General features: G+C 47.1%; 13 protein-coding genes. All 13 read right to left on the bottom strand.

Features of this window, described 5'->3' with window-relative positions:
* Positions 1–12: 12 nt before the first annotated feature.
* On the bottom strand, positions 13–2,289 hold the full coding sequence (locus DWX62_RS06350) for a PAS domain-containing sensor histidine kinase (RefSeq protein ID WP_044467298.1): 2,277 nt from the start codon (positions 2,287–2,289) through the stop codon (positions 13–15).
* 192 nt (positions 2,290–2,481) lie between these two features.
* Positions 2,482–3,801, bottom strand: a complete 1,320-nt coding sequence (nhaA, locus tag DWX62_RS06355; protein WP_008663230.1) for a Na+/H+ antiporter NhaA — start codon at positions 3,799–3,801, stop codon at positions 2,482–2,484.
* 39 nt (positions 3,802–3,840) lie between these two features.
* The gene (gene lepA, locus DWX62_RS06360; RefSeq protein ID WP_005828274.1) at positions 3,841–5,622 is read right to left on the bottom strand and encodes a translation elongation factor 4; all 1,782 of its coding nucleotides are present in this window, start codon (positions 5,620–5,622) and stop codon (positions 3,841–3,843) included.
* Between the two features lie 124 nt (positions 5,623–5,746).
* Entirely contained in the window at positions 5,747–5,947 is a 201-nt protein-coding gene (locus DWX62_RS06365; protein ID WP_005828272.1) for a winged helix-turn-helix domain-containing protein, read from the bottom strand.
* Between the two features lie 150 nt (positions 5,948–6,097).
* Complete coding sequence (locus tag DWX62_RS06370) at positions 6,098–6,568, bottom strand: C-GCAxxG-C-C family protein (RefSeq protein ID WP_034528735.1); 471 nt, start codon at positions 6,566–6,568, stop codon at positions 6,098–6,100.
* Positions 6,568–7,332, bottom strand: a complete 765-nt coding sequence (locus DWX62_RS06375) for an exodeoxyribonuclease III (protein ID WP_005828268.1) — start codon at positions 7,330–7,332, stop codon at positions 6,568–6,570. The genes DWX62_RS06370 and DWX62_RS06375 overlap by 1 nt, the downstream gene beginning before the upstream one ends.
* 29 nt (positions 7,333–7,361) lie before the next feature.
* On the bottom strand, positions 7,362–8,627 hold the full coding sequence (locus DWX62_RS06380) for an Nramp family divalent metal transporter (RefSeq protein WP_120172653.1): 1,266 nt from the start codon (positions 8,625–8,627) through the stop codon (positions 7,362–7,364).
* 126 nt (positions 8,628–8,753) lie between these two features.
* The gene (locus DWX62_RS06385; protein WP_005828266.1) at positions 8,754–8,999 is read right to left on the bottom strand and encodes a TIGR03905 family TSCPD domain-containing protein; all 246 of its coding nucleotides are present in this window, start codon (positions 8,997–8,999) and stop codon (positions 8,754–8,756) included.
* Positions 8,999–9,736 carry a YebC/PmpR family DNA-binding transcriptional regulator gene (locus DWX62_RS06390; RefSeq protein ID WP_005828265.1) on the bottom strand — a complete coding sequence of 246 codons (738 nt, stop codon included), beginning with the start codon at positions 9,734–9,736 and terminating at the stop codon, positions 8,999–9,001. The genes DWX62_RS06385 and DWX62_RS06390 overlap by 1 nt, the downstream gene beginning before the upstream one ends.
* A 45-nt stretch (positions 9,737–9,781) precedes the next feature.
* Positions 9,782–12,244: a phenylalanine--tRNA ligase subunit beta gene (gene pheT, locus DWX62_RS06395; protein WP_120172654.1), complete on the bottom strand. Its 2,463-nt coding sequence runs from the start codon at positions 12,242–12,244 to the stop codon at positions 9,782–9,784.
* A gap of 152 nt (positions 12,245–12,396) precedes the next feature.
* Complete coding sequence (locus DWX62_RS21890) at positions 12,397–12,492, bottom strand: smalltalk protein (RefSeq protein ID WP_005828262.1); 96 nt, start codon at positions 12,490–12,492, stop codon at positions 12,397–12,399.
* A gap of 32 nt (positions 12,493–12,524) precedes the next feature.
* Positions 12,525–13,025, bottom strand: coding sequence for an HU family DNA-binding protein (locus DWX62_RS06400; protein ID WP_120137074.1), 501 nt, complete (start codon positions 13,023–13,025; stop codon positions 12,525–12,527).
* 206 nt (positions 13,026–13,231) lie between these two features.
* Positions 13,232–14,171: glycosyltransferase family 4 protein (locus tag DWX62_RS06405; RefSeq protein WP_133303664.1), on the bottom strand; the 940-nt coding region annotated here is incomplete at its 5' end.

Raw genomic sequence — 14,171 nt, forward strand, 5'->3', positions numbered from 1 at the left:
TTTTTTAAGGATTTATTCAATACAAGGCAGTACCACTGTGAAACGGCTTCCACGGCCTTCCTCGGACTGGAGTTCGATGCGTCCTCCCATCTTTTCGACAATGAGCACACAGATGGACAAGCCCAGCCCGACGCCTTGGGAAAACTCGCTGCGCTTGTAGAAACGCTCGAAAATCATCTTCTGCTCGCTGTGCGGAATGCCTATGCCGGTGTCTTCCACATAAAGATGTACCTCGCTCATGCCGGACGGACAGCAATACCCCAGCCGGATGCTGCCTCCTTTCGTAAACTTGTTGGCATTGTTCAGGAAGTTGGTGAGTACCTGTGTCAGTCGCATGGGGTCTACATTCACCTGCACATCTTCGGGAGGGAAATCCTTGAGGAACTGCAACGGCGGCCGGATAAGCAGGCTATGCGTCTGATAGACGTCATCGAGCAACCGGCACACGCTCTCCCGCTGAAAGGTGAACGAGAGGTTACCCGACTCGATGCGCGACAGTTCCAGCACATCGCCCACCAGCTTCAGCAGCAGTTTGGTATTGGTGTTGATAATGTCCACAAACTCCTGCCGCTCTTCGTTTGAAAACTCCGGCTCATTGGCCAGCATATCCGAGAAGCCGACAATGGCATTGAGCGGAGTGCGGATCTCGTGGCTCATGTTGTTGAGGAACGACTGTTTCAGTTCGGCCTGCTCCGCCAGCTCGCGGGATTCTATCAGCTCCTGCTCGTGGTCTTTCAGTTCCTGGATATTCTGCAGCAATCCGGCTATGATGGGTGCGTGTCCGGGGGTGTGGATGGTATTGTAGCTGAACTCCCACCACTGGAACTCACCGGTGAAGTTACAGCGATACTGCCCCTTGTGGTGCGTGCGTTCATGCCTTGCCGCTATGTTCTTGCGGAAGGCGGGTAAGTCGTCGGGATGGATGTAGGGAGTGATTTCATCGAGCAGAAGACGGCCGGGGCGATGATGAATAAGCTCGCAAAACTGCGAGTCGCAGGACACGGAATCTCCCTCCAGTCGCCAGGCGTAGGTAGAATTTCCTTCGATGGCCAGGCAGAGGGTCTCATGCTCGTAGAGGAGGTTTCGCAGTGCCTCACGCTTGCGTCTGCGTTCGCGCAGCAGGCTGAAGGAGAGCAAGACTATCACCGTCAGCACGAAGACTGCGCCCAAGATGGAACCGATAAGTATAGGATAGCGGTAGCGCTCCGAAAAAGGGATATACATCACAGTGTACTCTGCCGGAATGCTCTCGAGCGGGATGCCATACTTCTGCAGCACATGCCAGTTCAGCACGTACTGCTTGGCGCATTCCGTCACCTGCTGCCGGGGCATCCGCCCTTCGAGGCGTTCCTTGATACCGGTCGCCATGTATCTTATCTGGCTTTCCAGTGGAGTGAAATATCCTCCCAGCAAGTAGTCGGCAAAGCCGAAGCCCTCGTTGATGGTCTGAAACGTGGGATTGTCGAAGAGCATGCCCACACGCTTGGTGGTATAGTCTCGCTTGGTGTAGAGCAGCAACGTATTGTCGCCGCGTCCCAGCCACATCAGATGGCGTATCGCTATGGAGTCGCTCGTCATGCGCACAATCTTCGTGGTGTCCAGCAACACGTCTATGTTCTGCCGTTTCAGTATAGGGCTGATAGTCTCCCTCTCGCGCACACGGTGATAGGAGGAACCGGCAAAGTAAGCACCCTCGGTAGAGGTCACGATGGCGAACCCCTGCCCACGACACTGCTCATTCAACGCATGCCATATCTTGCGGTCCAGAAACACTTGTCCGTTCATCAGGCAGATGCGCGACTTTCCCATGATACTCTCTATCATGCGTATGGTACGCAAGTAATCGGGCGTGTCGGCATAGCCCGTGATGTTGGGGTATTGCAGGAGCAGAGATATGTTGGGATAGTTCACACCGCTGAACACAACGGGTATTTCATGCGCCAACGGGTGTCTGCATGCCATCAGCGCATAGGCAGCCTGGTCGTCGAGCACGGCTATCAACTCGGCTCCCCAGGCAGAGAGGTCGTCCACGAAACCGGCCATACGGAGGTTTTCTGCCTCCTCCATGTAGCGGTCGCAGTCCAGATAGTATTCGCGTACATCGCAGTCCAAGCCGAGAAGGCTGAACTCTTTTTGCAACAGTTCCAGAGCCTTCGCAGCAGGCGGATAGCCCGGCTCGAAAGAGTGTATCAGCGCAATACGCCGTGTCTCCGCATGGGCAGGGTGTGCACACACGAGGCAGAGAGAAAGAATCAATATGTATCCGGCAACTGCCTTTATGTGCTTCATATCCGGAAGGTCCTTTTCGACTTGTACCAGCAAAGATACGAATGTTTTTTAAGAATAATGGACTATTTCTTCTGTTTCTGTAACAAAGAATACGTTTTCTTAAATCATTGACACATCCCAACTTATCTTTCAGAGGATTTACCGAATATCCCTAAAGAACCGATTCTTCGTCCAGTATTCCAAAGTGGAGGTCTATTTGTCCTTGACCTTCGGCAACACCGCATTCAGTACCATATATCCCAACATACCGGCAACAATCGTTCCCAGCAATACACCAAACTTCGCCTGGTTCAGCAGATCCGGATATTCTCCTGCAAAAGAAAGGTTGGCTATAAATAAAGATACCGTAAAACCAATCCCCCCCAACAAGGATACTCCGGCAACACTTCTCCAATTCATTCCCGGAGGCATTGAGGACAAACCACTCTTGACCGCCAGCCAGGTAAACAGAAAAATACCGATAAACTTGCCAAGAAGCAATCCTGCAGCCACCGCTATACTAACAGCTCCAACAACGCCACCGCCTCCACTGAACACCACACCGGCATTGGCAAAGGCAAAGAGCGGCAGTATCACAAAGTTTACCGCACCATGCAAATTGTCTTCCAGGGATTGCAAAGGACTAATTACATGATCAGAAGCGCGCTCCACTTGTTTTAGAGTGGCAATCTGCTCATTGGTCAATATAATATTATCTGATTTGGTAACCGGAAAATCACCGATAATGTCGCGGATGCGTTTAATGTATTTCCCGGCATCCAAACGGGGACGGGCCGGTATTACAAAGGCCAGTATCACTCCGGAAATAGTGCTGTGAATGCCCGACTGAAGGAACAAATACCAAATAATTACCCCGATAAGCAGGAAGAATATCTTCTGTGTCATACCGAATTTCCCCATATAGTAAAGGAAGAAATAAAGGACAGCAGCTACAATAAGATATCCGTATGCCACTTCGGAACTATAGAAAATGGCAATAACCAGAATACCGCCAATATCATCAACTACTGCAAATGCCGTCAGAAAAATTTTCAGACTCAGAGGCACCCGCTTACCCAGCAGACTGAGTACCCCCAATGAAAAAGCAATATCCGTAGCCATCGGTATAGCCATGCCGCGCGTTTCCGGAGTGCCCTGAACGACCAGAAGTGAATAGACAATGACCGGCACCAGCATACCGCCACACGCCGCTACAAAAGGTAAAGAGGCTTTACGAAAGGAAGAAAGTTCACCCACCAGCAGTTCCCGCTTTATCTCCAACCCCACAGCCAGAAAGAAAACAGTCATCAGGCAGTCGTTTATAAACTCAATCATTTTCAACGGATGACCGCCATGGGAGAACAAGTTGAAGTCTCCGATACGCAGATGCAGTTCCTGCAAAAGAAAGCCCTGATACAGCGGAGCCATCGGCGAATTAGCAATAACGGCCGCCAAAATAGCCATCAAAAACAGCAAGATGCTCGCCGCTATATTCAGCGACGAGAAGTTTTTCACAGTACGTAAAATAATCATAAAGAAGTATATTTGATTTAAGATTTCATCCTTTCGACATCAATCCAGCTTCAAGACTGCCAGGAACGCTTTCTGAGGTACCTCCACATTACCAATCTGTTTCATACGCTTCTTACCTCTCTTCTGTTTCTCAAGCAATTTTCGTTTACGGCTCACGTCACCTCCATAACATTTGGCCGTTACGTCCTTACGCACAGCCTTAATCGTTTCCCGGGAAATAATCTTGGCACCGATAGCAGCCTGAATGGCGATATCGAACTGCTGTCTCGGAATCAGGTCTTTCAACTTCTCGCACATCCGGCGTCCCAATTCGTAGGCATTGTCAAAGTGTGTCAAGGTAGAAAGAGCATCCACCGGCTCACCGTTCAGCAAAATATCCAGCTTCACCAGTTTGGAAGGACGAAAACCGTTGGGATGATAGTCAAAAGAGGCATATCCCTTAGAGATACTCTTCAATTTATCATAGAAATCGATAACTATTTCGCCAAGAGGCATGTCATAGTATATTTCTACGCGGTTACCTGAAATATATTCCTGCTTCACCAGCTCGCCACGCTTGCCCAGACAAAGAGTCATGATAGGGCCGATGTAATCAGTAGTGGTAATCACCGAGGCGCGGATATAAGGCTCCTCAATACGGTCTATCATGGTAGGGTCGGGCATGCTGCCGGGGTTATGCACTTCAGTCATATTTCCCTGCTTGTCATAGATATTGTAGGAAACGTTGGGCACGGTGGTGATAACGTTCATGTCAAATTCACGGTCAAGGCGTTCCTGCACAATCTCCATATGGAGCAGCCCAAGGAAACCGCAACGGAAACCAAAGCCCAAAGCCAATGAAGACTCAGGCTGGAAAGTCAGCGAAGCATCATTCAACTGCAACTTCTCCAAAGAAGAACGCAAGTCCTCAAAATCTTCTGCCTCGATGGGGTACACACCAGCAAAAACCATCGGCTTTACCTCCTCAAAACCGGCGATGGCCTCTTCGCAAGGACGGGCAATATGCGTAATCGTATCACCTACTTTCACTTCCTTAGAGGTTTTGATACCCGAGATGATATAGCCCACATCCCCCGTACGCAACTCCGGACGTGGCATCATTTCCATTTTGAGCACTCCGATTTCATCCGCATCATATTCCTTGCCTGTATTGAAGAATTTCACTTTATCCCCTTTACGAATCACACCGTTCACTATCTTGAAATATGCAATGATACCACGGAAAGAATTGAAGACAGAATCGAAAATCAACGCCTGCAACGGAGCTTCCTCGTCACCCTCCGGGTGAGGGATACGCTCAATGACCGCAGCCAGAATCTCTTCCACTCCCATGCCTGTTTTGCCAGAAGCACGGATAATTTCATCACGCTTGCAGCCCAACAGTTCGACGATTTCGTCCTCCACTTCCTCGGGCATGGCGCTTGCCATGTCACATTTGTTGATGACGGGAATAATCTCCAAATCATGCTCAATCGCCATATAGAGGTTTGAAATGGTCTGCGCCTGCACTCCTTGCGAAGCATCTACAATAAGCAAGGCTCCTTCACAAGCGGCAATGGAACGTGACACCTCGTACGAGAAGTCCACGTGTCCCGGAGTGTCTATCAAGTTCAGAATATACTTTTCACCTTTATAGGTATACTCCATTTGTATGGCATGGCTCTTGATGGTGATACCTCTTTCCTTCTCAAGGTCCATGTCATCCAGCATCTGTCCGTTAGTTACTTGTATAGTATTGGTAAATTCCAGCAGACGGTCTGCCAAAGTTGATTTACCGTGGTCGATATGGGCAATAATGCAAAAATTTCGTATATTCTTCATTGTCAATAACTATCTATTAATTGGGTGCGCAAAGATAGTGAAAACAGAGCAAATAAAAAAAATGCGTTGATAACATATTCATGTACCAACGCATCTTTTTATAACATTCCAATCAATTCCTCGCTTAGTTCAGCTTTACAAACAATTCGCCTTCCACTTCAGAAGTAGAGACCTTGTCTTCTCTTAACAACCAGCCCAATCCCAGGAAGAAGTCCTTGTCGATCAGTTTAGTTGCTTTCTTGATTTGCTTGTGAGTCAAGCCATCTGTGCCATTCAGTGCAGTCCAAATCTGTCCTGCAACATTACCAGCTTTTTCTTTTAACATTTCTATTTGCTTTTAGTTAAACGTTATCCTCATCTCCAAAGATAGAGATGTCGGTGTTTTTATATCGCTGCAAAGATAGGTATATTTATGTTATACAACACGTTATTAGGCACTTTTTTTCTTACTAAGGGGTAAAAAAGTTCTTTTTTCTTACTTTGAGGACATTTTTTCCAGGTATTCGGTCCAAATTTGGGCAGCTACCTCTACCATCCTGGCACACGGGCGTTTAGCATAATACTGCTCGGTACGGGCTTCCGGAACGGACGAACCTTCCGGTTTTCTCAACCCCAACAATTCAGCACATATCAAAGAGCCGTTTCGTTTCTTGAACTCAGCAGCCAGCTCCTGCACCAACGCATAGTTTGCCGCCTTACCTTCACGGTCCTTGCCTTCCACAGCTCCTTTTTCCAATCCGGCCAATAGGAACATGCCGCATGCAGCACCGCATGTCTGCCTCATACGACCTATGCCACCACCAAAAGAGGCGGACATCCGGAAAGCCTGCTCTTCTGTAAAACCATACATATCTGCAAAAGCTCCCACTACCGATTGCGAACAGTTATAGCCACTCTTGAAAAGCTCCACAGCTTTTTCGATTCTGTCTTTTGTTTCCATCATCATTATTCTGTAATTTCCAACAACATCGGACAATGGTCCGAATGAACAACGTCACCCAATATTCTCGCCTCCTTCAACATCGGACGCACCGGTTCACTCACCATGCAATAATCAATGCGCCACCCTTTGTTCTTGGCACGTGAATTAAAGCGATAGCTCCACCACGTATATTCCTGCTTGTCGGGATGAAGCCAACGGAAGGAATCTATGAATCCCGCATTGAGAAAGCGCGTCATCCACTCCCGCTCTTCAGGCAGGAAGCCACTGTTGGTGGCATTCCTGATAGGGTCGTGAATGTCTATTGCCTCATGGCAGATATTATAATCGCCGCAAAGAATGAGTTTAGGACGCGTACGTTCCAGCTCCAATACATATTCCTGGAATTTCTCCAACCAGACCATCTTAAAGGCCTGGCGTTCATCACCGCTGGTACCGGAAGGATGATAAACACTCACAACGGACACATCGCCGAAGTCGGCACGGATAAAGCGCCCTTCGTTATCGTATTCTTCAATACCCATACCATATTCCACATGGTCCGGTTCTTGCTTGCTCAGAATAGCGACTCCGCTATACCCCTTCTTCTGTGCAGAATATAGGTAATGCTTATACCCCAAAGCATCCAGCGCCTCTGCCGGATACTGTTCCGGTTGCAGCTTTGTTTCCTGCAAACAAAGCACATCCGGCTGCTCTTGTGCCAGCCACTCGGGAAAACCTTTTGTCACGGCAGCCCGTAGCCCATTTACGTTATATGTAATAATCTTCATACTTATTTGATTTCTTAGAAATGAATTATTCAAGATGTCAACTCGGATACCAGCAGCATGATATTCAGCACAGTGACCACCGCAGCAATGGCATAAAGTACAAATGTACTCCATTTGCTGTTTACATACTGCCCCATCACTTTGCGTGAAGAAGTCAGTCCCACTTGCAGGAAAACCGTAAACGGCAGCTGGATGCTCAGTATCATCTGTGAAATCAGCAGTCCTTTGAACGGGTCTCCGATAAAGAAAATCAGCAGCAGTGCAATACCCAATGACAGAATCACACCCACCTGCGAGTGACTGTCTTTGATATGATAGGATTCTCCGAAAATACCGGCAAAGATAGAACCTGCCGCCATACCGCTGGTTATCGTGGAAGATATACCCGCCATCAGTAATGCCAATGCAAAAACCACGGCAGCACTGTTCCCCAGCAACGGCTCCAGCAAGGATTTGGCCTGCTGCAACTCTTCCACCTGAATACCGCTTTTAAAGAAAGTTGCCGCAGCCAGCAGTATCATGGCACTGTTGATGGCCCATCCCACAATCATAGAGAACAGCGTGTCGAACAATTCATATTTCAACACCTTACGGATGGACGTATCATCTTTCTTATTATATTCATGGCTCTGTATCACTTCCGAGTGCAGAAACAGATTATGCGGCATCACCACCGCACCGAGCACACTCATGATAATCAGCATGCTCCCATGCGGGAACGAAGGTGTCACCCACCCTTGTGCGGCCAGCGGCCAATCTATCTTCACCAGAAACAGCTCATAGATAAAGGAGAGCCCAATGACCGAAACAAAAGCAATGATGGAACGTTCTATCTTCTTGTAGGAATTAGTGAAAAGCATGACGACTACAAATACGGTAGTCAAGACAGAACCCCATATGATGGGAATGTCAAACAGCATCTGCAAAGCGATGGCACCTCCCAATATCTCTGCCAGCGAAGTCGAGATGGAAGCCAGCACTGCTGTACCCAATATGGGACGCGACACCCAGGAAGGAGTATATTTGGTAGCGGCTTCGGACAAGCACAAGCCGGTTACAATGCCAAGATGCGCCACATTATGCTGCAATACAATCAGCATGATAGTGGATAAAGTCACGACCCACAGCAACGAATAGCCAAATTCAGACCCTGCCGCAAAATTAGATGCCCAGTTCCCCGGGTCAATAAAGCCCACAGTCACCAGCAGTCCGGGACCTATATATTTAAAAACGTCCAGACCGCCCAGATAGCGTTTGTGGTCTCTCCGTTTCAAGTCTTTAAAAATATTCTTCATTGTGTCTGTTCAATTAAGAGCGTAAAAATACTCAAATAATAACAAATACCTCCATGTTAGGTTCAAAAAAAGCCCCTGGCATCTTTCAATGTCAAGGGCTCTCATCCATTCTTTCAGGCAGTAGGCTCAATACCCCATCTCGTGCAATGCCTTGCACAATTGGTCGGGGCAGGAAGTGGAACGTCTTCCGCAGCGAATTCCTTCCAAACGGGCAATCACCGCATCTACCGGCATGCCTTTCACCAAACGTGAAAGTCCTTGCAGGTTTCCATTACATCCACCCCAAAATGCCACCTCTTTCACAATACCATCTTCCACATCCAGTTCGATGTTACTGCTACACGTACCTTGCGTCTTGTATGTATATGTCATTATTCTCCGCCTTCTTCCGGTTTCATGTTAGTATAAACCGTCTGTACATCATCAAACTCTTCGAGACGCTCTATCATTTTGTCGATGGTTTCGCGTTGCTCGGGAGTCACATCCTTCATATCGTTCGGGATATAGGTAAACTCACCGCCGACATCTTCAAAACCGCACTCTTCCAAATGTTTCTGGATAGCTGCATAGCTTTTCGGATCACCATAAATAGTGATAGTACCTTCTTCTTCATCCTCTTCGTAGTCTTCCTCTACGTCATAGTCTATCAAGTCAAGAATGAGTTCCTCCATATCGATACCGTCTTTCTTCTTGAAAGTGAACACACACTTGTGGTCAAACAAGAAAGCCAGTGAACCCATTGTTCCCAAGTTACCGCCGAACTTATTGAACACGGAACGCACATCGGCTACTGTACGGGTAGTGTTATCGGTCAGTGTATCCACAAAAACAGCTACACCGTGAGGACCGTATCCTTCATAAGTCATACCCTTATAGTCGCTCTGGTCCTTACCCATCGCATTCTTGATAGCACGTTCAATATTATCCTTCGGCATGTTTTCACGCTTACAAGTAGCGATAACCGAACGCAGTGTCGGGTTGTTTTCCGGCTCCGGACCGCCGGCCTTCACCGCAATAGCAATTTGTTTACCCAGTCTTGTAAAGGTCTTTGCCATGTGACCCCATCTTTTCAATTTGGCAGCTTTTCTATATTCAAACGCTCTTCCCATTGGAACTGTATTTTAAATTATGAATTATAAATTCTGAATAATGAATCAACGCAGCTTGGCATTCAATTTGTCCTCCAGGTTCTTCACTAGTTTGGACATAATCTTGTCAATCTGCTTATCGTTCAACGTGGCATTCTCATCCTGCAGCAAGAAGCTCACCGCGTAACTCTTCTTACCGGCTTCCAGATTCTTACCCTCATAAACGTCGAAGAGAGAAACCTCCTTCAGCAACTTTTTCTCCGTCTCGTAGGCAATCTTCTCAATTTCCGCAAACTGCACTTTCTTGTCGAGCAGTAACGCCAAGTCGCGTTTCACGACAGGGAACTTGGAGATTTCCGTATAGCTCACCTTCACATTGCGGATGGCCTTCAACAATTCTTTCCAGTTGAAATCGGCATAGTAAACCTCGTTGTCAATATCGAATGCCTTCAGCAGCTTCTTTGTTACAATACCGAAAGTAGCCAACCGCTTTCCACCCCTTGTCTGTACGGATAAACCGGCAGCATAGATGTCATCAGTCAGATTGCCGACAACCAAATCATGCATGTGCAGCCCCAATCTGGCAAAGACATTCTCAACGTATGCCTTCAGCTCATATACCGAGCTGTTCTCATCCGGATGAGCCCATGAGTTTACAACCCTCTTGCCGGTTACCCACAAACCAAGATGATAGTCTTCGGAATAAGCGGCAAGCACCTTTTCCGGATTCTTCTTCTCCTCGTTGAAGTGATAACAATTACCGAATTCAAAGAATTTCAGGTCTGCATTCTTACGGTTGGCGTTGTGCGAGATGCTTTCCAATCCACCGAAAAGCAGTGTCTGACGCATGGCATTCAAGTCTGCACTCAACGGATTCAGCAACATCACCAGATTCTTTGACGGATAAGACTCCAAATTGTCATAGTAAGCGGCACGCGTCAACGAGTTGTTCAGAATCTCATTGAAACCACAGCCCACCAGCTGCTCGGCAACCAGGTTTTGCAGTTTGTTGGATTTATCATATTCACCCTTGGTAGTCAGACAAGACTTCAAGGTAGTCGGAATCTCCACATTATTATATCCGTAGATACGCAGGATATCCTCTATTACATCGCAATCGCGCTGCACGTCCACACGGTAAGGAGGAACATCCAGTGTAAGCCCTTCGGCTGTCTCGTCTACAATCTTCATTTCCAGACTTGTCACGATGCTCTTGATGGTATCCACCGGAATAACTTTGCCAATCAGTGAGTTCACTTTCTCATAGGCAAGTTCCACACGGAAATCCTTGGCAGGAGCGGCGCACACATCTTTTATTTCAGAAGAAATGGTACCTCCGGCAAGTTCCTTTACCATCAAAGCAGCCTGCTTCAGGCAGTAAATAGTGGCATTCGGGTCAATACCTCTTTCAAAACGGAAAGAAGCGTCTGTGTTCAACGCATGGCGACGGGCTGTCTTGCGCACCCATGTGGGATGGAAGTAAGCACTTTCAAGGAATACATCTTTGGTGGTTTCCGTAGAACCGGAATCCAGACCGCCGAACACACCGGCAATACACATCGCCTCTTCCTTATTGCAAATCATCAGGTCGCGTTCGTTCAATTTACGTTCCACGCCATCAAGAGTTACAAACGGAGTACCTTCCGGCATGGTCTTTACAATCACCTCACCGCCTTTAATCTTATCTGCATCGAAGCAGTGCAGCGGCTGGCCGAAAGCATGGACGATATAGTTGGTAATATCCACCACATTATTGATAGGACGCAGGCCGATAATACGCAACTTGTTCTGCAACCATTCGGGGCTTTCTTTCACTGTAACCCCTTTCACCGTAACGCCGGCATATCGGGGACATGCCTCGCTGTTCTCTACAGTTACTTTAATATCCAAGTCGTGATTTTCTACCGCAAAAGCGTCTACCGAAGGTTTCTTTAAAGTAGCCGGCTTACCGTTCTGTATCAAGTAGGCATACAAGTCGCGTGCCACCCCATAATGTGAGCACGCATCGGCACGGTTGGGAGTGATGTCCACTTCCAGCACGTAATCGCTCTTGATGTTATAGTAGTCCTTGGCAAGCGTACCCGGAACAGCTGTCTCCGGCAGTACGATGATGCCTGCGTGGTCCGTACCGATACCGATTTCATCTTCAGCACAAATCATGCCGACAGATTCCACGCCACGAAGTTTTGATTTCTTGATGGTAAAACATTCGTCACCGTCATACAGTTTTGTACCCAACGTGGCTACTACCACTTTCTGTCCGGCAGCTACATTCGGAGCGCCGCATACAATCTGCACGGGTTCACCTTGTCCCAGGTTCACCGTAGTGACGTGCATATGGTCCGAGTTGGGATGAGCTTCGCATGTCAGCACTTCGCCGATGACCAGTCCTTCCAGTCCGCCTTTAATGGTTTGCACCTCTTCCACACTTCCCGTTTCCAGTCCGATGGAGGTCAGTGCCGCAGCAACTTCATCCGGTGTCAAATCGAAATCGACATACTCTTTCAACCAATTATAAGAGATATTCATATCATTATATTTTTATTGTTTCCAAAAGTGACCTGCAAAGGTAATAAGATTTTTTGGTTGGCAGGGAATTATAAATGAAGAAAATAACAAAAAGGCGATGAAGTGCTTTTCCTTCACCGCCTTTCTCCTAATATTCTATATAAATCTACAATTTATACATTCATTGCATTGGCGCCTAAAGCTCCCAATATGGCGGAAGCAACAGCTATCACTACCTTCAAAATCTTGTCCCAAACGTTCTTTTTCATAGTCTTAATCTTTCAAAATTAGTAAATACATCTTATCCTAACGGGTTCTCTCCCTGGTCACCGTCGGAACCGCCACCGGAATTACCACCATCATCGGCATCATCCTTACCGTCCGTAACCACTCCCGTCCATTTCTCAAACTCCACCCCTTGGAGCAGGGCACGCGTAGTGCCGATAGCAGCCGGGCGCGTGTATTCCGGAGTAAACTGGCAGCGCAAAGCGGTCACCTGATTGGGATTCACGTCTTCAGATTTGACCACTCCCTTACCTCGCGTACGGGCCTTCATGGTGAATGTGCCCAAGCCATCCAGACGCACCGTACGGCTGTTCAGCAACTGGCTCCTCATTACCGTCATCAGGTTACGGATTACATTATGTACATCACCCGGAGTCAATGAAGACTTCTCGGCAATCACCTCAGCCAGCTGTTGCGCATCCACAGCTCTTCCCACTTTCTTCAAACTCAGATGCCAAAGTTTGGCACCCTCTTTCGTCGCCAGAGACGACTGTCTTGCATAATAAAATAAAGGCATACTTTCTTTCTCCTTTTTACATTTTTAATTCAACATGGTTTTTAATCTCGTTTTGTTGATCAACAATGCAAAGGTGAGGATATATTTGCCTGCAAACAAAGAAAACAGCCTCGCTGAAGCTGTTTTCTGAGATAAGTTTATAAAGTATTGATTTACAAGTCGACAGATTAGGCAAGCCAACTTAATCAAGAAAAGGAAAGCTTATTTCAAATTGATTGATGTAATCCAAAATACCTCTTCATGAAACAGACATAAATAAGACTTAACAAGAGGATGGTACATAGCAGATACCAGTAGCCTGAATCCAAACACATTATATATCCTATGATGATGATTGCCTGTACTGCCATGTAAATAGAAGAAACCATTACATGAGGAATCTTCAGCTCATTCGCCATAATCTGATACAGATGTTTACGATGCGGTAGTCCGATATTCTCATGAAGCATTAGGCGGTGAATGATAGTCAGCACACTATCCACACCATAAACGGATAAAAGGACTATCCAGCTGAAATCTTCTGTTTCAATGATGAGCCTGCCTATCAGGAAAAGAAGGATGAAGGCAATGCTCACCGAACCCACATCACCCGCAAAGCATTTGGCTTTCTTACGAAAATTGAAGAAACAGAAAACTAGAACGGAACAGATAACGGTATAGATGAAATCCGCTTCCACAAAAGTAACCACCTCCTTATTGACATAAGCCAACGCAGCAAGAATAACCAGAGAATAACCGCCGGTTATGCCGTTAATGCCATCCATAAAGTTGTAGGCATTGATGATGCCCGTACAGACTATCAAGGCTATGACTATCCACCACCAGGACAAGGAAAACAGTCCCCACTGATAAAACATCAAGGCCATGGCAAAGAAATGAAAAAGCAGCCTTGTCATCTGTCCGGTGGATTTTATATCGTCCACGAAGCTGATGAACGTCACCAGTGTCAAGGCAAGCAGGAACCAGGGATATTCAAAGCCACTCATCAGGAAATAGGCCAACGCCCCGAAATAAAAGATAATCCCACCACCACGCAAAGTCACTTTCGTATGAGAACTCCGCTCATTGGGCTTGTCGATGATATTGCACCTATCAGCTATCTTAAAATAAAAAAGTTCTGCCAAAAACAGCAGAACCAGTATAAGC

It is taken from the genome of Bacteroides sp. AF20-13LB (assembly GCF_003603065.1).
GTDB classification, from domain to species: domain Bacteria; phylum Bacteroidota; class Bacteroidia; order Bacteroidales; family Bacteroidaceae; genus Bacteroides; species Bacteroides uniformis.